Annotated in this window: 17 protein-coding genes; 12 read left to right on the forward strand and 5 right to left on the reverse strand. The window is 63.8% G+C overall.

What is annotated here, in order from left to right; genetic code table 11:
* The 3 genes from AC5DC2_RS01900 to AC5DC2_RS01910 form a co-directional block, all read left to right on the forward strand.
* Nucleotides 1-560: 2Fe-2S iron-sulfur cluster-binding protein (locus tag AC5DC2_RS01900; RefSeq protein WP_491697302.1), on the forward strand; the 560-nt coding region annotated here is incomplete at its 5' end.
* Between the two features lie 111 nt (nucleotides 561-671).
* Nucleotides 672-1511, forward strand: a complete 840-nt coding sequence (locus AC5DC2_RS01905) for an SDR family NAD(P)-dependent oxidoreductase (RefSeq protein ID WP_491697303.1) — start codon at nucleotides 672-674, stop codon at nucleotides 1509-1511.
* 390 nt (nucleotides 1512-1901) lie between these two features.
* Entirely contained in the window at nucleotides 1902-2549 is a 648-nt protein-coding gene (locus AC5DC2_RS01910; RefSeq protein ID WP_491697304.1) for a DUF1062 domain-containing protein, read from the forward strand.
* A gap of 58 nt (nucleotides 2550-2607) precedes the next feature.
* Here AC5DC2_RS01910 and xylA read toward each other — a convergent pair whose 3' ends face one another.
* The 5 genes from xylA to AC5DC2_RS01935 form a co-directional block, all read right to left on the reverse strand.
* The gene (gene xylA / locus AC5DC2_RS01915; RefSeq protein WP_491697305.1) at nucleotides 2608-3918 is read right to left on the reverse strand and encodes a xylose isomerase; all 1311 of its coding nucleotides are present in this window, start codon (nucleotides 3916-3918) and stop codon (nucleotides 2608-2610) included.
* A gap of 80 nt (nucleotides 3919-3998) precedes the next feature.
* The gene (xylB, locus tag AC5DC2_RS01920) at nucleotides 3999-5456 is read right to left on the reverse strand and encodes a xylulokinase (RefSeq protein WP_491697306.1); all 1458 of its coding nucleotides are present in this window, start codon (nucleotides 5454-5456) and stop codon (nucleotides 3999-4001) included.
* 33 nt (nucleotides 5457-5489) lie between these two features.
* Entirely contained in the window at nucleotides 5490-6518 is a 1029-nt protein-coding gene (locus tag AC5DC2_RS01925) for a LacI family DNA-binding transcriptional regulator (protein ID WP_024709154.1), read from the reverse strand.
* Between the two features lie 217 nt (nucleotides 6519-6735).
* Nucleotides 6736-7887 carry an extracellular solute-binding protein gene (locus AC5DC2_RS01930; protein WP_024709153.1) on the reverse strand — a complete coding sequence of 384 codons (1152 nt, stop codon included), beginning with the start codon at nucleotides 7885-7887 and terminating at the stop codon, nucleotides 6736-6738.
* 191 nt (nucleotides 7888-8078) lie between these two features.
* A complete protein-coding gene (locus AC5DC2_RS01935; RefSeq protein ID WP_491697307.1) occupies nucleotides 8079-8840 on the reverse strand; it encodes a DeoR/GlpR family DNA-binding transcription regulator in 762 nt (253 codons plus the stop codon).
* 224 nt (nucleotides 8841-9064) lie between these two features.
* Here AC5DC2_RS01935 and AC5DC2_RS01940 point away from each other — a divergent pair, with 224 nt between their 5' ends.
* The 9 genes from AC5DC2_RS01940 to AC5DC2_RS01980 all read left to right on the forward strand — a co-directional run bounded on the left by AC5DC2_RS01940 (nucleotide 9065) and on the right by AC5DC2_RS01980 (nucleotide 18984).
* Nucleotides 9065-10342 carry a hypothetical protein gene (locus AC5DC2_RS01940; protein ID WP_491697308.1) on the forward strand — a complete coding sequence of 426 codons (1278 nt, stop codon included), beginning with the start codon at nucleotides 9065-9067 and terminating at the stop codon, nucleotides 10340-10342.
* Nucleotides 10343-10403: 61 nt separating this feature from the next.
* Entirely contained in the window at nucleotides 10404-11669 is a 1266-nt protein-coding gene (phoR, locus tag AC5DC2_RS01945) for a phosphate regulon sensor histidine kinase PhoR (RefSeq protein ID WP_491697309.1), read from the forward strand.
* A 167-nt stretch (nucleotides 11670-11836) separates the two neighbouring features.
* A complete protein-coding gene (locus tag AC5DC2_RS01950; protein WP_491697310.1) occupies nucleotides 11837-12865 on the forward strand; it encodes a substrate-binding domain-containing protein in 1029 nt (342 codons plus the stop codon).
* A gap of 73 nt (nucleotides 12866-12938) precedes the next feature.
* A complete protein-coding gene (pstC, locus tag AC5DC2_RS01955) occupies nucleotides 12939-14429 on the forward strand; it encodes a phosphate ABC transporter permease subunit PstC (protein WP_491697321.1) in 1491 nt (496 codons plus the stop codon).
* A complete protein-coding gene (gene pstA, locus AC5DC2_RS01960; protein WP_491697311.1) occupies nucleotides 14426-15754 on the forward strand; it encodes a phosphate ABC transporter permease PstA in 1329 nt (442 codons plus the stop codon). The genes pstC and pstA overlap by 4 nt, the downstream gene beginning before the upstream one ends.
* Before the next feature lie 41 nt (nucleotides 15755-15795).
* Complete coding sequence (gene pstB / locus AC5DC2_RS01965; protein ID WP_491697312.1) at nucleotides 15796-16563, forward strand: phosphate ABC transporter ATP-binding protein PstB; 768 nt, start codon at nucleotides 15796-15798, stop codon at nucleotides 16561-16563.
* Between the two features lie 40 nt (nucleotides 16564-16603).
* A complete protein-coding gene (gene phoU / locus AC5DC2_RS01970; RefSeq protein WP_024709145.1) occupies nucleotides 16604-17317 on the forward strand; it encodes a phosphate signaling complex protein PhoU in 714 nt (237 codons plus the stop codon).
* Nucleotides 17318-17348: 31 nt separating this feature from the next.
* Nucleotides 17349-18032 carry a phosphate regulon transcriptional regulator PhoB gene (gene phoB, locus AC5DC2_RS01975; protein WP_024709144.1) on the forward strand — a complete coding sequence of 228 codons (684 nt, stop codon included), beginning with the start codon at nucleotides 17349-17351 and terminating at the stop codon, nucleotides 18030-18032.
* 256 nt (nucleotides 18033-18288) lie between these two features.
* Complete coding sequence (locus tag AC5DC2_RS01980; protein WP_491697313.1) at nucleotides 18289-18984, forward strand: orotate phosphoribosyltransferase; 696 nt, start codon at nucleotides 18289-18291, stop codon at nucleotides 18982-18984.
* Nucleotides 18985-19041 lie beyond the last annotated feature (57 nt).

Here is a 19041-nt window from a genome sequence, read left to right on the forward strand (position 1 = left end):
AGTACAAGGCGCGCTACATGCCGTTCTTCAATCTCGGCTTCATCGTCACCGAGCTTGAACGCACTCAGCTCTGGTCGGGGCTCCGAGGCTTCATCGACCGCGCCAAGATCGCGCTTCTGGTACCGGATTTTCTCGAGCGGACGGTGTTCTGCTGCGGGCCGGATCCGTTCATGGCAACGGTGAGGGAATCGCTTGAAAGTTCCAGTTTCGACATGGAAAACAACTATTTCCAGGAAACTTTCAAGCCGGAAGTGCCGCGGCCGGCCGTCTTCATCGGCGAAAGCGGCGACGAGGATAAGCTGTTCACCGTCGCGTTTGCCGAATCAGGCGTCACGGCGGAAGTCCAGCCCGGTTTCACCATCCTGCAGACCGCCCGCAATGCCGGCGTACGCATTCCCGCCGCCTGCGAAAGCGGCATCTGCGGCACCTGCCGCACCCTGTGCAAGTCCGGCAAGGTCGACATGCAGCACAATGGCGGCATCCTCGATGACGAGATCGAGGAAGGCTATATCCTCGCCTGCTGCTCGCGCCCGCTGTCGGATGTCGAGGTGGAGGCGTAAAGCCTTGCGTTGCCGCCGGCTGTCGGCCAGACTTGCACCCCTCACATTGTAAAGCCGCCGCCTTCTTCAGGGCTCCGACATGGCGGTCCAGCCATTCAGGGGAGGAACAAGATGGCCGATCTTCAGGGAACACTGTCCGTGGTTACCGGCGGCGGTCGCGGCATCGGGCGCGAAATTGCCTTGCACCAGGCCCGCGCCGGCGCAAAGGTCGCCGTCCTTGCGCGCACCGCTGCTCAGATCGAGGAGACCGCGGCGCTGATCGCGCGCGAAGGCGGCCAGGCGAAAGCCTATGCAGTCGATCTCGTTGATCGGACCGCTGTCGAGGCGACATTTTCAACCATCGCCTCGGAACTCGGCCCGGTCGACTGCCTGATCAACAATCACGGCTCGTTTCGCGCCTTCGGTCCGATCTGGGAATGCGACCCCGACGACTGGTGGGGCGACGTGGAGATCAATCTGCGCGGATGTTTCCATACCTGCCGGGCGGTCGCCCCGGCGATGCTGGAACGGGGGCGCGGCCGCATCGTCAATCTTGTCGGCGGCGGTACGGGCACCAGCTTTCCCCATGGCTCCGGCTATGCGTCGAGCAAAGCCGGCATCATGCGATTTACCGAATGCCTGAACGACACGACGTCCTCCGGCGGCGTGCTCGCCTTTGCCGTCGACCCGGGCCTGGTGCGCACGACGATGACGGAAATGCAGCTCAATACCGAGGCCGGCCGCACTTTTCTGCCGGGTATCCAGCAGCTTTTCGACGATGGCGTCAATGTCCCGCCGTCGCGGGCCGCGACCCTGATTGCCGACATTTCCCGCGGCCGTTTCGATCGCCTCGCCGGTCGCATGCTCAGCGGACCGGACGATCGTGACGCACTGGAGGCGGAGATTGACATGATCCTTGCCGCGGACGCGCGCGCGCTGAGGATCACCGGGCTCGGCGGGCCGAAGCTCTGAAACCTGCGGCGTTGCGGCCGCAACTGGGTGTCGTTGCAGAATAGCCGCAGCGCGCCGGTTTCGGCTTTCGGTTGCAGCGACAGGCTCGCCACGTTCGGCCCGGTCTGCTAGGTTCGCTGCCGAAGAGCATTGGCGCATAGAGGTCCAGTTTGCCTAAGTAATCCCGGTCTCGACCCAGTTTCACCCGTACTGCCGGGCGGCCACAGGCTGCCGGCGTATTGTTATGTCCATCGGGTGGCGGCAAGAGACCGGTCTGGCATTGTTTCCCATGTGCCAAAGGCAGTCCGCTGCCCTGTGCTCTTCAGCCACCCCCGACATCGCCATGCCGCGCCCGCAAGGGTTTTCTCCTGCACCCTCTTGGTGGACTTCCGAACGGAAGACCAAGACGAAATGTGCAACTTACTTCAGGTCCGGTGGACCATAACGCCCCTCACCGCGCCGCAGCCCTGGATCACCTGCGGCGGCTGCGGGGAGCCCCGCCCCTTCCACTCAAGCGGCAAGGTCCGGCTCAACGCCAATGGCCGCAGGCTCGATGCCTGGCTCATCTACAAATGCACGTCCTGCGACAGGACATGGAACCGGCCGATTTTCGAACGGCAGAATGTCCGCGACATCGCCCCCGCCGTGCTGGAGGCGCTGCGCGCCAACGACCCGGAATGCGTGCGGAGGGAGGCGTTCAACCTTGCTGCACTGCGGCGGAAAACCCGGCGCATCGATGAATCCGACGACGTCGACATCGAGCGCGCGGTGCTGGCGGAAGCCCCGGACTTCACGCGCCTGGAGATCTTTCTGGCGGCCCCGCTACCGGTGAGCCAGCGCCTCGACCGCCTGCTGGCCGCGGCGCTCGACATCTCGCGATCAGAGCTGAAAGCACTGCGGGAGAGAGGCATAGTTCGGGCGAAACCGGAGCGCGCCGATATCTTCCGAAAACGCATCAACGACGGCACCAGCATCGCGATTGACCCGCCTCCCGAAGCCGGGCAGCGGGAACTCTGGCTTGCCCGTGTCACCGGCACGTCGCCGCCAGACGCGGTCTAGCGAAAGGCCGGGGCGCCTTTGCGCCCCGGCCTTTCTTCGCATCGTTGCGCCACCGTCCTCAGACGTATTTGTTGACGATGTTTTCCAGATATTCCTGGCGGCCGGATTTCGGCTGAGGGTTGATGCCGTCCTTTTCGACCATTTCGGCGATGTCTTCCAGCGTCATTTCGCCGGCAAGCATCTTCTTCGCCGTTTCGCCTTCCCAGCCGGCATAGCGCTCGTCGAGCGGGTTCGAAAGGGCGCCGTCTTCAACCATCTTCGCTGCTGCCTTCAGGCCGCGGGCGCAGGCATCCATGCCGCCGATATGGCCGTAAAGCAGGTCTGCCGGGTCAATCGACTGGCGGCGCAGCTTCGCGTCGAAATTGGTGCCGCCGGTGGTGAAGCCGCCTGCGAGCAGAACCTGGTAATAGGCCAGCGCCATTTCCGGAACATTGTTCGGGAACTGGTCGGTGTCCCAGCCGGACTGGTAGTCGTTGCGGTTCATGTCGATGGAGCCGAGAATGCCGAGCGTGCGGGCAAGCGCCAGTTCATGTTCGAAGGTGTGACCGGCGAGGATCGCGTGGCCCTGCTCGATATTGACCTTCACTTCCTTTTCCAGGCCGTGCTTCTGGAGGAAGCCGTAGACGGTGGCAACGTCATAGTCGTACTGGTGCTTGGTCGGTTCCTGCGGCTTCGGTTCCACAAGGATCTGGCCCTCGAAGCCGATCTTGTGCTTGTACTCGACAACCATGTGCAGCATGCGCGCCATCTGGTCGAGTTCGCGGCCCATGTCGGTGTTGAGCAGCGTCTCGTAGCCTTCGCGGCCGCCCCAAAGGACATAGTTCTGGCCGCCGAGTTTCTTGGTGGCGTCCATGCAGGTCTTGATGGTTGCTGCGGAGAAGGCGAAGACGTCCGGATCCGGGTTGGTCGCGGCGCCCGACATGAAGCGGCGGTGGGTGAAGAGGTTGGCCGTGCCCCAGAGAAGCTTGACGCCCGTTTCCTCCTGCTTTTCGCCGAGATAATCGACGATCTCGTTCAGGTTCTTCGTGTTTTCGGCGAAGTTCACGCCTTCCGGGCGGACATCGACGTCGTGGAAGCAGTAGAAGGGCGCGCCGAGCAGGGAAAACAGTTCGAAGCCGACATCGGCCTTCAGTTTCGCCTTGTCCATGGCGCCGTCATACCACGGACGGTCGAAGGTGCGGCCGCCGAAGGGGTCGCCGCCTTCCCAGGCCAGTGAATGCCAATAGGCGATGGCAAAGCGCAGATGGTCCTTCAGCGGCTTGCCCATGACGATTTCGTCGGGATTGTAATGCTTGAAGGCAAAGGGGTTTTCGCTCTCGGGGCCTTCATACTGGATCTTGGCGATGTCGCCGAAAAAGCCGGTGCTCATCTTGGATACTCCCTGTTGGGGTTGTCATTGTCCGCGGGGGCGCGGGGGCCGGGCGTGCAGCCGGGCGCCCGCTCTTCGCATCATTCTCCGGAAAGGGTCTTGATGGCCGGATACAGCGCCCGGAAACGCTGATAGGCCTCCTCGAAGGCAGCCGTATGGGCCGTCTCCGGGTCAACGGTCTCCGCCGTCTCCGGCGGGGTGCAGACGGCGAGCGGATCGGCGCCGGTCGCAGCCAGGAGGCCGAGACGGGCAGCGCCGAAGGCCGCGCCGAAATCGCCGTCGGCGGGAATGTCGATCGGCAGGTTGAGGGCGGTTGCCACCGCTTTCAGCCAGTAGCGCGAACGCGATCCGCCGCCGATGGCGGTGATGCGGGAAAGCTCGGTGCCGGCGGACCGCAAAGCCTCGAGATTGTCCCGCAGCGCAAACGCGACGCCTTCCATCACCGCGCGGGTCATCGCCGAGCGGTCGCTTTCATGCGCAAGGCCGATGAAGGCGCCGCGAATGGCGGCGTCGTTGTGCGGCGTGCGCTCGCCGGAAAGATAGGGCAGGAAGGTCACATCGCCCGGCGCCTGAAGCGTGTCGCCAACCTCGGTCGAAAGCTGGGCCGGGCTCTTGTCGGTCACCTTGGCGTACCAGTTGAGGGCGTCGGTGGCCGACAGGATCACGCCCATCTGGTGCCAGGTGCCGGGAAGGGCGTGGCAGAAGGCATGGACGGCGCTTTCAGGTTTCGGCCTGTAGCGATCATTGGCAGCGAACAGCACGCCGGACGTGCCGAGCGAGACGAAAGCCGCGCCGTCTGCAACCGTGCCCATGCCGCAGGCAGAGGCCGCATTGTCGCCGGCGCCGCCGGCCACGACGACCGGGCCGGTCATGCCCCATTCCGACGCCAGCGCCTGTTTCAGTGCGCCGCCCGCTTCCGATCCTTCGACAAGGGATGGCATCTGTTCACGGCGAAGGTCGGTTGCCGCCAGCAATTCGTCCGACCAGTCGCGCCTGGCCGTGTCGAGCCAGGCGGTGCCGGCCGAATCCGACATTTCGGAGATATATTCGCCGGTCAGCCAGAAGCGGAGATAATCCTTCGGCAGAAGCACCTTCGCGACTTTCGCGAAAATCTCCGGCTCGTTCTTCCTGACCCAGACAAGCTTCGGCGCGGTGAAGCCGGGGAAGACGATATTGCCCGTGACCGCGCGGAAACGCGGGTCGTCGTCGAGCTGCGCGGCCTCCACATAGGAGCGGGTGTCGTTCCAAAGGATGCAAGGCCGCAATACCTCGCCGGCCGTATCGACCAGCGTTGCGCCGTGCATATGGCCGGAAAGGCCTATGCCCTTGACGGCGGAAAGCTCGGCCGGATGGCGTTCTGCGAGGCGGCCGACGGCAATCTTGCAGGCGGCGATCCAGTCAGCCGGGTTCTGCTCCGACCAGCCGTGATGCAGGCGCTGGACGGTGAGCGGCGCGTCGGCGCTGGCGATCACCTTCTGGTTCTCGTCGATCAGCATGGCCTTGAGGCCGGAGGTGCCGAGGTCAAGCCCGAGATACATGTCTTTCCTCCCTTGTTGTGATCAGCTTCCTGTTCACGGCAGATTGTCCTTGATGAAGATGTCGATACGGATGCGCTCCTGGGCGGCGATCACCTCCAGGCCGTCGGCCTTGGCTTTCAGCACGCGGATGGCGCTTCTGACCTCATGGCCGGCATCCTGGTTGAGGACGACGTCGAAGAGGCCGGTTTCGAGCGCCTCGCGCGAATGGGCGGAGAGCTCGTGGGCGATGGTGACGAGTTCGCGGCCTTTTGTACGGGCCTCTTCCAGCGCCGCGATCAGGCCGCGATTGCCGGCGCCGAGGCTGTAGAGGCCGATCATGTCCGGATGGGCCTCGACCGCTTCGCAAACCAGTTTGCGGGCGAGCGCCGAATCATCCCGTCCCTCCATCGGCGGCAGAATGGAAAGCTCCGGAAAATGCGCCGCCATGATCTCGGAAAAACCCGAAAAGCGGTTCTGGTGATCTCGCACGGAGAGCGAGCCGGCAAGCACGCCGATCGTCCCCTTCTGCCTGGAAAGAAAGCGCCCCAGCAGGGTGGCTGCGGTGCGACCGGCGGCGGGGTTGTCGACGCCGGCGTAATGATCGCGGGTACTGTCTTCCAGATCGGAAACGAGGGTGACCACGGGAATGCCGCGGTCGGTCAGCTTGCGCACGGCCTCGCGCACCGGATCGGCCTGGATGGCGACGACGGCGATGCCGGCCGGATTGCTCTCGCCGGTTGCTACAAGGGCCTCTGCGAGCGCCTCGGCGTCGAAGGCGGGCACGTCGACAATGGTGATCTGCGTGCGCTCGATGCGGCCGCGCTCATTGGCCTGCAGCACGGCGTCGCGCAACTCGCCCATGAAGGCGTTTTCGTTGCAGGGCAGAATGAAGGTGAAGGGATAGGTCCGTCCCTTGGCAAGATTGGCGGCCGCGACATCGCGCACATAACCGAGCTTTTCGATCGCCTGCTCCACCTTGACCTTGGTCTTTTCCCTGACGCCCGGACGTGCGTTCATCACGCGGTCAACGGTCGCAAGGCTCACACCTGCCTCTGCAGCGATATCATGTACGGTGGGGCGCATATTGTCCGCCTGGTCTGTTTCGCTCCTCGCCGGAGCCGAACGGCCCCGTCCGAGACCTTTGCGGTCCTCGTTGGGCGGACTATAGCGCGAAGAATGATGTACGTAAATCAAAAATCGCCGGTCGAATGAAATTCCCTGAAAATGGCTGCCCCGGGGAGCAAGGAGGCCATCGCTTGACGTTTGCAAACACAGCGATCGGCGGCATGCATGGCGCCGCCTAGACTGCGGCCGCTGGCGCAGCTACGAAACTGTCCTCGAAGAGCTTGTTGAGGCGGCCGATGACGGCGATCGCAGGCGCTTCGGTGCGCAGCGCCTCGATGATGACGTCGGAGGCCTCCTGCTGGAAGCGGACGTAGCCGCCGTGGCGCGGGCGGCAGAAGGCGCGTTCGAGCGCGCCGCGCGTGTCGCGGTAGAAATTGCCGGAGGCCGCATTCACCCTCTCGTCGTTCCAGGCGGCGGCGTGGGCGGGCTGGCCGCCGGCGTCGGCGTAGAGAGAGGACTGGACCGGACCGCTTGCGATCCAGTGGCAGAAGTCGATCGCCTCTTCCGGATGACCGCAAGCGGATGATACGGCGATGCCGGTTCCCCCGAGCGCCGAGGCGGCGACGCCGTCGCCCCGGATCGAGGGAACGTCGGCGAAGGCAAGCCGGTTGGCGCGAAAACCCTCGGTCGCGTAGTTCCGGTAGCCGGCGATGAAGGGAGCCGCGACCGCATCCGTGTCGCCTCCCGAGAGCCTTTCCAGAACGGCGACGGGGTCGGCCGCCAGATTGTCCTCCGGCACGAGGCTTGCCAGTTCCGCAAGGTGCTCGTAAACGGCGATGCCCTCATCCTCGTCGATCAGCGGCCCTTCCTCTTCCGCCCGGCAGGGTGTGCCGAGGCCGGCTGCGATGGTGAAGAACACCATCACCGCATGCGGCGACCCCAGCGGCAGCAGGATCTTGCCGTCTTCGGCAAGATCCACGAGCGCCTGCCAGTCGGCCGGTGGCCGGCTGAGCCGGTCGGGACGAAAGGCCATGACTTCGACCGAGGCATCGATCGGAAAGGCCCATTGCTGCCCCCGGAAATGGTAGGCGCGCCAGGTCTGGCCGATGGCGCCGGCCTCGATTTCCCGGCGCGCGCTTTCCCGGCCTTCAATTTGCAGCGGCAGCAGGCATCTGTCGCGGGTCAGATGGCCCAGTTGCGTGTGGTCGATGACGAGGAGGTCGTAGTCCCGCGTCAGCGCCGCGACGGAAACAGTGCTGAAATCCTGCAGGCTGTCCGTATCCCACTCGATGCATGTGCCGGTTTGCGCCCGCCACGCTCGGGCAGCGGCCTCCAGCGGCGCAAAACCGCGCGGATGGTTCCATGTCAGACCTTTCAGTGTCGTCATCAAATCTCGCGCTCCGCGTCATGGCTCCGCGACCGGCCGGGGCTGGCGGTGCGGCAGCTTTCGGTTTCCGATGGCATGCGTTTCATCCGGCCGGCAGGGCCGCTCTTCCCGAGAACAAAGCGGGCAGGGGCCTGTTTGTTCCGTTCGGGAAGGCGCGGCGGACGTTTTGCGGCCGCGCGGAAGGAGAAGCTTCAGCCGGCAACCACGATCTGTGTGTTCCACGCCTTGCAGCGGGCGGCCAGTCCGGCTTCAGGCGGACGATCGGTGAAGAAGGTGTCGATATCGGCGAGCGAGGCGATCCGGGCGGGGGCCGAACGGGCGAATTTCGTGTGGTCGGCAACAAGGAATGTCTTGCGCGCCCGCGCGATCGCCGTCTGGCTGACGCCGACCTCCAGCATGTCGAAGTCGAGAAGGTCGCCGTCAGCGTCCAGCGCCGAACAGCCGATGATGGCGAGATCGAACTTGAACTGCTCGACGATGCGGTTGGCAAGCGTGCCCACCAGACCGCCATCGGTTCGCCGAAGCTGCCCGCCGGCCACTACGATCTCGCACTCCGGATTGGCGACAAGCGTGTTGGCGACATTGATGTTGTTGGTGACCACAAGAATGCCGCGATGGCCGATAAGGGCGCGTGCGACGGCTTCCGTGGTCGTGCCGATATTCATGAAAATCGCGGCATTGTCGGGGATTTCCGCGGCGCAGGCGGCAGCGATCGCCTCTTTCTCCGCCGTGTTGAGTTCGCGCCGGTCGGCATAGCCGATATTGCTTGTGCCCGACGCCAGCACGGCGCCGCCGTGGACGCGGGTAAGCTTGCCGGCTTCAGAGAGTTTCAGCAGGTCGCGCCTTATCGTCTGTACCGTCACGCCCATGCGCTTTGCAGCGTCCTCGGCCACAATCCGGCCTTCCGTGCGGGCCATTTGCATCAGGTCATCGAGGCGGAAAGTTTGCGACATTGTTCCCTCGGGCTTTGTCCCCATGCCGATGATGCGGCACACTGTCCGCAAGGGAGACATTTTTCCCGCGTTTTTGCAACGCTTTGCAGTCGTGGCGCGTTGTTCTCCGGCCGGCGGGAGGATTGCTTCATTGCAGGCGGCATTCGGTATTTTGCCTTGATCGGACGGGGGAAACACTGTCAATAGCGTTTTGAGTGCCTCATGAAACGTGACGGGATGAAAGTGTGAGCGGACTGGAACAAGCCATCAGGAAAGCGCTGGAGAGCACCGACAGGGAGGATGCCAACCAGCGGGCGCGGATCTATCAGTCCGCGCGACAGGCGCTGGAAAGCGGGCTGGCCAAGCAGGGCATCACGGAGACCAAGGCGATCGGCCGCCAGCGTCGCCGCCTGGACGAGATCATCACCGCAATCGAGCGGGAGGAGGCGGAAGCCGCTCGGCATGCGCGCGCGGCGCGTCAGCCCCGGCCTGATGTCTTTGACGATCCCTTTGCCGTCGGCCGTGTGCCGGAAAGCCCCGGCCACCGCGCCGCCCCCAAACCGCCGGAAGGGCGGGAACCTTCGTTCGAGCCCGAGCCGCCGGACGCGCCCGGGCTCGATGACATGGCATTGCATGGAGAACCGGAAGCCCATTTCGATTATCCCTCCAGTCCGGTCGTGGAACCCGAAATCAGAAGGGACGCCGATTTCACCGAGGCCGATTTTGCCGTCTCGCCGGAGGACCGCAAGGAGAGCGGGCATCTCGACGCGGCAGCGTTTTCGGCCATCGATGATCTCACGGCCGTAACCGAGGAGCGCCGGCCGGTCGGCAAGACGCTGAAGGCTTCGAAGGCGAAACGCCCGAAGAAAAGGGAAAAGGCGCGCCGGTCGGAAAGGGCGGAGCGGCCGTCCCGCAGGCGCGGGTTCTTCGCCCGGGCGCTGATCGGGGTCGTCGTGCTCGCCTTCCTTCTTTTCGGCGGCTGGTGGGTCGTCACATCCAATTTCGCCCTCAACCCCGATACACTCGACACCGCCGTGCCCAATCCCGCGCCGCTGATCGAGGCGGAGGACTTCGAAGGCGCATCCAGCTGGACGAGCGTATTCCAGCCGGGCGGCGCAAACAGTCTTGTTCCCGGGTCTGCGGCGACAATGGAGAGCGTCACGGTCGACAGCGCGCCGGCCGTCGAGATCGCGTCACGGGCAACGGGCGATGCCGGCGCGGTCGCCGTGGCCCTGCCGACGGCGGTCAGGGGCATGCTGGAGGAAGGTCCGGTGCTGGTCGAGGTCAGCGTGCTCGCGCCTGACGGCGGCGGACAGCAGGTCGGCATCTACTGCGCCGACGGCACGATCGACGGCTGTCAGCGCCATCGCTTCACCCCGAGCGCCCATCGCGAGAGCCTTGTGGTCCGTCTCGATCCGGGCCGGGGCGGTGTTCTGCCGACGCGACTGATGATCTCGAGCGATCTCAGCGGCGCCGGTGCGCCGCTCGACATTTTCGCCATCCGGGCGCAGTTCGCTGACTGAAGATATGCGGCGTTGAATATTCCTGTCACAAAAGGCGTATATGCAACGCTTCTTGCGGAGAATGCGAGGGAATCAGGTGAAAAGGCTGGAAGAGACGGTTAGGGCGATTGCAGCCCGGGCGCTGGCCGCGCGGCTTGTCCTTCTGGTTGCTGCCGTCACCGCCGTTTCCGCCGTCTTTTTCGGCCTTGCTCCGCCGGTTGCGGCGGCCGTCGGCTGGCTCTCCGTTTCGATTGCCGCCCTGATCGGGGCCGTGCCCGCCGGCGGCGAGGCGAAAGTGCCGGAAGAGGCTTCGGCGCCCGGCGAGGGCCGGGCGGATTTCGGCGACCTGCCGCGGTTTCTCGACGAGATCGATCTTGCCGTCTATCTTCTTGCCGCGGACGGAACCGTGCTGTTCCAGAACCGCGCGGCCGGGGCCACATTCGGCAGTTTCCCGCTCGGATCGCATATCTCCGCCCGCATGCGCGCGCCGGGCGTTCTCGACGTCATCCGCGATACGCTCGCGAACAACCGCGTCAACCAGATCGAATATTCCGAGCGCCTGCCGTCGGAACGCGTCTATCTCGTCAGGGTTGCTCCCGTTGCTGGCGCCGAGGGGGGCAAGCCGGTCTTCATGCTGGTGCTGCGCGACATTTCCGAGGCCCGGCGGATCGACCGTATGCGCTCCGATTTCGTTGCCAATGCGAGCCATGAACTGAGGACGCCGCTGGCCTCGCTGCGCGGCTATATCGAGACGCTGCAGGGGCCGGCGAAGAACGACGCCAAGGCGCAGGAGCGCTTCCTGCCGATCATGCTCGACCAGGCAACGCGCATGAGCCGTCTTGTCGACGACCTGATGTCGCTTTCGCGGCTCGAGGCCAAGGCGCATCTCTCTCCGGACCAGAAGGTGAAGCTGAACGCGTTGCTCGAACATGTGCGCGACAGCCTTCTGCCGCTGGCCGAGGAACTGGATGTCGCCATCAACCTGTTCCTGCCGGAGGCGCCGGTGACGGTGAACGGCGACAATGACGAACTGGTCGAGGTGTTCGAGAACCTGATCGAGAACGCCTGCAAGTACGGCGCCGATGGCGGCAGGGTTGACGTCTATCTCAATGCGCCCGAAAACGGCGGACCGGAGGTCTCCGTCGTGGATTACGGCCCTGGCATTCCCGCCGAACACGTTCCGCGCCTGACGGAGCGCTTCTACCGGGTCTCGGTCGCCGACAGCCGTTCGAAGAAGGGCACGGGGCTGGGGCTTGCGATCGTCAAGCATATCCTCACCCGCCACCGCGCGCGGCTGGTGGTCAAATCCGCGGTCGGCAGGGGCACCACCTTCACGGTGCGATTCTGACGGCCCCGTCGTTTAATAAAAACGTCATAAAAACAATAGGCTGAACTGTCATAAAACTGAATCAAAAATGACATAAAACCGGGCTGTCCGGTTCCGGCGGTTCGCGACGGAAGCGGACCAGGCGTCGCTTGAGACGATGCAAACATGTAACCCGCAAGGGATGCGTCATGAAGCTAATCGTAATGTCGGCCGCTGCGGTTCTTGCCGCGCTTCTTGCCTGCGGTCCGACGCAAGCGCGAGATCAGATCCAGATTGCCGGTTCGTCGACCGTTCTGCCCTACGCCAAGATCGTTGCCGAGAGTTTCGGCGAGATATTTCCCGACTACAAGACCCCGATCGTGGAATCCGGCGGCTCTTCGGCAGGTCTCAAGGAATTCTGCCGGGGCGTCGGTCCGCGCAGCATCGATATCGCCAATGCATCGCGGCCGATCCGTCCGGGCGAGATCGCTGCCTGCGCGGCCAACGGCGTCACCGGGATCGCCGAAATCCCCTTCGGTTATGACGGGATCGTCTTTGCCACCGACGTCTCGATGCCCGCCATGGACCTGACGCCGCTCGATCTTTATCGGGCTCTGACCGCCGAACTCGTGATAGACGGCAAGCTCGTAAAGAACCCCTATACGCGCTGGCCCGAGATCGACCCGGCGCTGCCCGATGTCGAGATCAAGGCTTATATTCCCGGCGAGAAGCACGGCACGCGCGAAGTCTTCGAGGAAAAGGTGCTGGGCGTCGGCTGCGAACAGGCGGGCGCGCTTGCTTTTCTCGAGGAAAACTTCGGCGCAAAGCAGGGCATTGACCGTTGCATTGCCGTGCGCAAGGATGGACGGGCGCCGGGCATCGACGGCGACTATACCGAGACGCTGGCGCGGGTTGTGTCCGACCGAACGAGCCTCGGCGTGTTCGGCCTGTCCTTTTATGACAACAATGCCGACAAGCTGAACGTGGCCACGATCTCCGGCGTCACGCCGACAGCCGAAACGGTCGAATCCGGCGAGTATCCTGTGTCGCGGCCGCTGTTCTTCTACGTCAAGATGGCGCATGTGGGCGCGATTCCGGGCCTGAAGGACTATGTCGAATTCTTCCTCTCGGACGCGATGGCCGGCCCCTATGGCCCGCTGGCCGAATATGGCCTCGTGCCAGCGTCGGAGCGGCAACGCGCCGACATGCTGGCAGGCTTCGAGGCGGCGCTGCAATAACACCCGGTTGCCATCCGCAAGCCGGGGGCAATCGCAATCAATGTCCGGAATTGCCCGGACGGTCTGGATCGATATGACGCACGTCTTTTTGATCATCTTGGCGCTCGTGCTCGCGCTTGGCGTCGCCGGCTATTTCTCGGCGCGGGCGAAGGCCTATGCGCTCGCCGGTTCGCGCCTCGCGCGGCTGAATTCAAGGCCTGCCCATCACGCAAGCCTCGCAGCGATCGCCGCCGTCATCCCGGCATTGGTGGTGATGGCCGCGTGGATGGTGGCAAGTCCGCTCATCATCGGGTCGGAGATCCGCTCCGGCTTTCCAGAGAGCGTGAAGGAGCAGCCGGAGGCGGCGCAGACCCTGGTCTACAATTCGGTCACCTCCGTTGCCTATGGCCTGAGACAATTGCCGGAGGATGCCCGGGCGCGGGTTCACGAGGATGCCGGCGTACTGCGCGCCGTGCTGGCCGAGCGCGGCATTCCGCTTGCCGCTTCGCCGAGGCCCTTTGTTCTTGCTTCGGCCGAAAGGCTCAACGCGCTTTCGGCGCGGTCAAACGCTGCCATGGCTGCGGCTGTGCTCGCCGTGGCGCTGGTCTCGCTCGGACTTGCCTATCGGTCCGTCAGCCCTGCCTTTGCCGCGCGCAGGCGGGTCGAGCAGGTGGTGCTCGCGGTCCTGCTTCTGGCATCCACGATCGCGGTCCTGACGACCGTCGGCATCGTTTTGTCGATGCTGACGGAGACGCTGCGCTTCTTCTCGGCCGTGCCGCCGGCCGACTTCTTTTTCGGCACGGTCTGGGATCCGCGCTTTGCCGCGGCCGGCGAGGCCGGTTCTGCCGGGCAGTTCGGCCTCATTCCGTTGCTGGCCGGCACGCTCTACATTTCCCTCGTCGCCATGGCGGTGGCCGTGCCCGTCGGGCTTTATGCGGCGATCTACATGTCGGAATATGCAGGCGCCAGGCTACGCTCGGTCACCAAGCCGCTGCTGGAAGTGCTGGCGGGCATCCCCACCATCGTCTACGGCTTCTTCGCGCTCGTCACCGTCGGTCCGCTGCTGCGCGACATCTCGGCGGAACTGAACGGGCTCTTCACCGGCAGCTACCGCAATTTCATCGAGGCGCAGTCGGTGCTGACGGCCGGCTTGGTCATGGGCATCATGCTCATCCCCTTCGTTTCATCACTGTCGGATGACATCATCAGTCAGGTGCCGGACAGCCTGCGCAAGGGTTCGCTCGGCCTCGGCGCCACGCGGTCGGAAACGATCAAGCGCGTGGTCCTGCCGGCAGCGCTTCCCGGCGTCGTCGGGGCGCTGCTTCTGACGGCCTCGCGCGCCATCGGCGAGACGATGATCGTGGTGCTTGCCGCAGGCGTCGCCGCGCAATTGCAGATCAATCCGCTGGAGCCGATGACGACGGTGACGGTCAAGATCGTCAACCAGCTGACGGGCGACCTGCAATTCGATACGCCGCAGACGCTGGTTGCCTTCGCGCTTGGCCTCACCCTGTTCGTGATCACGCTCTGCCTCAATGTCTATGCGCTTTATATCGTGCGCAAATACCGGGAGCAGTATGAATGACCGAGACATTCAGCACCGCGACCGAACGGAAAGAGGATCGCCGGCAACTGGCCGAAGCCCGACGCAAGGGGCTGAAGCGCCGCCATGCGGCCGAGCGCCGTTTTCGCCTTTATGGCGTGCTCGCGATCTCGGCCGGAATCTTCTTCCTCGCGGCGCTTCTGTTTTCCGTTATCGGCAAGGGCTATACGGCCTTTCAGCAGACGACAATCACGCTGCCGATCACCTTTGATGCCGCCGTCATCGATCCCGAGGGCGCGCGGGAAGACGATTCCCGCCTGCTGCTGACGGCGGACTATCCCGAACTGGTCGAGGCGGCGCTCGCCGAAACGCTGGAAATCAGCCCGGCAAACGGTCCCGAAATGCGCGCGGCGATGCGGATGATCTCCCGCTCGAGCCGGGTGGAATTGCGCGACGTCGTGTTGAAAGATCCCTCGGTGATCGGCGAGACGGTCAATGTGCGGCTTCTGGCGTCGGCCGACATCGATTCGGCCTACAAGGGGCAGATCGACCTGTCCGTGCCCGAGACGAGCCGTCGCGTCTCCGATCGCCAGCTCGAATGGATGGATCGGCTCGAGGCGCTCGGCCTCATGGAGAAATCCTTCAATACCGGCTTCTTCACCCATGGTGCGTCCAGCCGGCCCGAATCCGCCGGCATCGGCGTTGCCTTTGTCGGGACGCTTTACATGATGGGCGTGGTCCTGCTTCTGGCCTTGCCGATCGGCGTGGCCTCGGCGATCTATCTCGAGGAATTCGCGCCGAAGAACCGGTTTACGGACATCATCGAGATCAACATCAACAATCTTGCGGCCGTTCCCTCGATCATATTTGGCCTTCTGGGCCTTGCCGTGTTCATCGGTCTCCTGGGACTGCCGCGTTCGGCCTCGCTCGTCGGCGGGCTGGTGCTGACGCTGATGACCCTGCCGACGATCATCATCGCCACCCGCGCGGCGCTGCAGGCCGTGCCGGCTTCCATCCGTTCGGCGGCGCTCGGCGTCGGGGCTTCGAAGATGCAGGCTGTCTTTCACCACGTCCTGCCGCAGGCCATGCCCGGCATCCTGACGGGAACGATCATCGGCCTCGCCCAGGCGCTTGGGGAGACGGCGCCGCTGCTTCTGATCGGCATGGTCGCCTTTGTCGCGGACTATCCGGCGAGCCCGCTCGATCCGGCAACCGCGCTTCCGGTTCAGATCTACATGTGGGCGGGCGAAGCCGAGCGCGCCTTTGTCGAACGCACCTCCGCCGCCATCATCGTGCTGCTGGCATTCCTCATCCTGATGAATATTTCGGCCGTCATCCTGAGGCGGCGCTTCGAGCGGCGCAGATAGGCCATGAGGAACCCGACCGTGAAAAGACTTGGAAAAACACAATGAGCAACACGACATACAAGATGGCCGGCCGGGCGGTGTCCGTCTACTACGGACAGAAGCGCGCGCTGTTCGATGTCAGTCTCAACATCCGCGAAAACGCGGTCACCGCGCTGATCGGCCCGTCCGGCTGCGGCAAGTCGACCTTTCTGCGCACGCTCAACCGCATGAACGACACGATCGACAATTGCCGCGTCACCGGCATGATCACGCTTGACGGGGAGGACATCTATGCCTCGGGGATCGATGTGGTCGAACTCAGGGCGCGTGTCGGCATGGTGTTCCAGAACCCCAATCCGTTTCCGAAATCGATCTACGAGAATGTCGCCTATGGCCCGCGCATCCACGGGCTGGCCCGCCACCGCAGCGAATTCGACCAGATCGTCGAGACCAGCCTGATGAAGGCGGGCCTGTTCAACGAGGTCAAGGACCGGCTTCATGAGCCGGGCACCAGCCTTTCCGGCGGCCAGCAGCAGCGGCTGTGCATTGCCCGCGCCATTGCCGTCAGTCCGGAGGTCATCCTCATGGACGAACCCTGCTCGGCGCTGGATCCGATCGCGACCGCCCGCGTCGAGGAACTGATCTCCGAACTGAAGGAAAACTACACCATCGTGATGGTGACGCATTCCATGCAGCAGGCCGCGCGCGTTTCCGAACGCACGGCCATGTTCCATCTCGGCCATATGGTCGAGGAGAACGACACCGACACGATTTTCACCAATCCCGCGGACCAGCGCACCCAGGATTACATCATGGGACGTTTCGGCTGAGGGGCGGTTGCCGCAGGCTCACGCCAAGGAAGGAACAGTCATGGCTCCATCGCATATTCTGACGGCATTCGATGACGAACTGAAATATCTCCAGCGCCGCATTTCCGAGATGGGCGGTCTGGCGGAGGAAATGGTGAGCGAATCGGTGACGGCGCTCGTCAACACCGATACCGAGCTTGCCGAAAAGGTGATCAAGGATGACCTTGTGCTGGACGAGGCGGAGCGCGAGATCGGCGAAAAGGCAGTCGTCGTCATCGCAAGGCGCCAGCCGGTGGCGGCGGACCTGCGCGAAATCATGGGCGCTATCCGGATCGCCTCCGATCTCGAACGCGTCGGCGACATGGCCAAGAACACCGCCAAGCGCGTGATCTCGGTGCAGGGTTCCGGTGTGCCGCGCAAGCTTGCCCACGGCATCGAGCACCTGTCGGAACTGGCGCTCCTGCAATTGAAGGAGGTGCTGGACGCCTACACCTCGCGCCAGGCCGACAAGGCGAGCTCCATCCGCGAGCGCGATGATGAAATCGACGCGATCTACACCTCGCTGTTCCGTGAGCTTCTGACCTACATGATGGAGGATCCGCGCAACATCACCTCGTGCACCCATCTTCTGTTCTGCGCCAAGAATATCGAGCGCATCGGCGACCACGCCACCAATATCGCCGAGATGATCTATTACATTGCAACCGGCTCCCAGCCGCAGGGAGAGCGTCCCAAGGACGACAATTCCCCGGCCGTCGGGTCCGACGATCTCTGAAGCCAGTCAATACAAGGGAGACATACGTCCTATGGTTCCGAAAATCGCAGTTGTCGAAGACGAGGAAGCGCTCAGCGTTCTGCTGCGTTACAATCTCGAATCCGAGGGGTATGAGGTCGAAACCATCATGCGCGGCGACGAAGCCGAAATCCGGCTACAGGAGCGCGTGCCCGATCTGCTTCTGCTCGACTGGATGCTGCCCGGCGTTTCCGGCATCGAGCTTTGCCGCCGCCTGAGAATGCGGCCGGAGACCGAACGCCTGCCGATCATCATGCTGACGGCGCGCGGCGAGGAGAGCGAGCGGGTGCGGGGCCTGGCGATCGGCGCCGATGATTATGTCGTCAAGCCGTTCTCCACCCCGGAGCTGATGGCGCGGGTGAAGGCCATCTTGAGGCGCGCGCGTCCGGAAGTGCTCTCCAGCGTGCTGAAATGCGGCGATATCGAACTTGACCGCGAGACCCACCGGGTGCACCGTAAGGCGCGCGAAGTCCGCCTCGGTCCGACCGAGTTCAGGCTTCTCGAATTCCTGATGACATCGCCCGGCCGAGTGTTTTCCCGCGCGCAGTTGCTCGACGGCGTCTGGGGCCATGACATCTATGTGGACGAGCGTACCGTCGACGTGCATGTCGGTCGACTGAGGAAGGCGCTCAACTTCTCGCAGATGCCGGATGTGATCCGCACCGTGCGCGGCGCGGGCTATTCCATGGAAGTCTAGGCGCGCCCGTAACGCCGCCACAAAGATTTTCAAAACGATTTAATATCCGTCATTGCGGGTGGAACCGGTTCAGCTATGCTGTGCCGGTCAGCCGTTCGGCTCTGTTGAAACAGATTTGCGGCGATTGATTTTTCACGCCCGATTGTCCAATTGGACTGAGGGCGGCCGTCGGCGGATATGCGCGCCGGCAAGAGGGCTTTTCAGGGATGCCTCCTCCCCGCATTCCGAAAAGCCGCAGCACAAGAGGATTGTTGAGATGAGCAGAGCAAGTTTCGCGGAGCCCGCGGTGATGGGCGATCTGATGGCGCGCATGCTGTGGGAAATCGGCGCCGTTCACTTTTCGCCGGACGAGCCCTACAAGCTTGCCTCCGGCTTGGTCAGCCCCGTCTATATCGATTGCCGACAACTGATTTCCTATCCGCGCATCCGCTCCACGCTGATGGATTTTGCCGCCGCCCGGGTGCTTGCCGATGCGGGCTTCGAAAAGTTCGATTGCGTCGCCGGCGGCGAGACGGCCGGCATTCCCTTCGCCGCTTTCCTGGCGGATCGCCTGGAACTGCCGATGATCTATGTCCGCAAGAAGCCGAAGGGCTACGGCAAGAACGCGCAGATCGAGGGCCATCTGCCCAAGGGCGCGCGCGTGTTGGTGATCGAGGACCTGACGACGGCCGGCGGCTCCATGTTCAACTTCATCAATGCCATCCGCACGGCCGGCGGCGTGGTGGAACACGGCATGGCATTGTTCTATTATGGGATTTTCGGCGAGGCGGAGAGACGTTTCCGCGAAGGCGGCGTTGCCCTTCATCATATCGCCACCTGGAAGGACGTGCTTGCGGTGGCGCGCAAGGACGGGCTCGCCGATCAGGCGACGCTCGATGCCGTCGGCGCCTTCCTCGACCATCCGATGGACTGGTCGCGGGCGCGCGGCGGGCTTGAGGAACTGATCGTCTGAGGAGAAGGAACGCCCGCCTCGGTTGGCGGGCGAACTGCCGCGACCCGGCGCACGGAC

This window comes from Martelella sp. (genome assembly GCF_984369615.1).

Bases quoted from the DNA above. Each gene is read 5' to 3' on its own strand.
- AC5DC2_RS01910 (WP_491697304.1), top strand. From the start codon at position 1,902: ATGTGCAACTTACTTCAGGTCCGGTGGACCATAACGCCCCTCACCGCG.
- pstB (WP_491697312.1), top strand. From the start codon at position 15,796: ATGAGCAACACGACATACAAGATGGCCGGCCGGGCGGTGTCCGTCTAC.
- AC5DC2_RS01930 (WP_024709153.1), bottom strand. From the start codon at position 7,887: ATGACGACACTGAAAGGTCTGACATGGAACCATCCGCGCGGTTTTGCG.
- phoU (WP_024709145.1), top strand. From the start codon at position 16,604: ATGGCTCCATCGCATATTCTGACGGCATTCGATGACGAACTGAAATAT.
- AC5DC2_RS01935 (WP_491697307.1), bottom strand. From the start codon at position 8,840: ATGTCGCAAACTTTCCGCCTCGATGACCTGATGCAAATGGCCCGCACG.
- AC5DC2_RS01980 (WP_491697313.1), top strand. From the start codon at position 18,289: ATGAGCAGAGCAAGTTTCGCGGAGCCCGCGGTGATGGGCGATCTGATG.
- xylA (WP_491697305.1), bottom strand. From the start codon at position 3,918: ATGAGCACCGGCTTTTTCGGCGACATCGCCAAGATCCAGTATGAAGGC.
- AC5DC2_RS01925 (WP_024709154.1), bottom strand. From the start codon at position 6,518: ATGCGCCCCACCGTACATGATATCGCTGCAGAGGCAGGTGTGAGCCTT.
- xylB (WP_491697306.1), bottom strand. From the start codon at position 5,456: ATGTATCTCGGGCTTGACCTCGGCACCTCCGGCCTCAAGGCCATGCTG.
- AC5DC2_RS01905 (WP_491697303.1), top strand. From the start codon at position 672: ATGGCCGATCTTCAGGGAACACTGTCCGTGGTTACCGGCGGCGGTCGC.
- phoR (WP_491697309.1), top strand. From the start codon at position 10,404: ATGCGAGGGAATCAGGTGAAAAGGCTGGAAGAGACGGTTAGGGCGATT.
- AC5DC2_RS01950 (WP_491697310.1), top strand. From the start codon at position 11,837: ATGAAGCTAATCGTAATGTCGGCCGCTGCGGTTCTTGCCGCGCTTCTT.
- pstA (WP_491697311.1), top strand. From the start codon at position 14,426: ATGACCGAGACATTCAGCACCGCGACCGAACGGAAAGAGGATCGCCGG.
- phoB (WP_024709144.1), top strand. From the start codon at position 17,349: ATGGTTCCGAAAATCGCAGTTGTCGAAGACGAGGAAGCGCTCAGCGTT.
- pstC (WP_491697321.1), top strand. From the start codon at position 12,939: ATGACGCACGTCTTTTTGATCATCTTGGCGCTCGTGCTCGCGCTTGGC.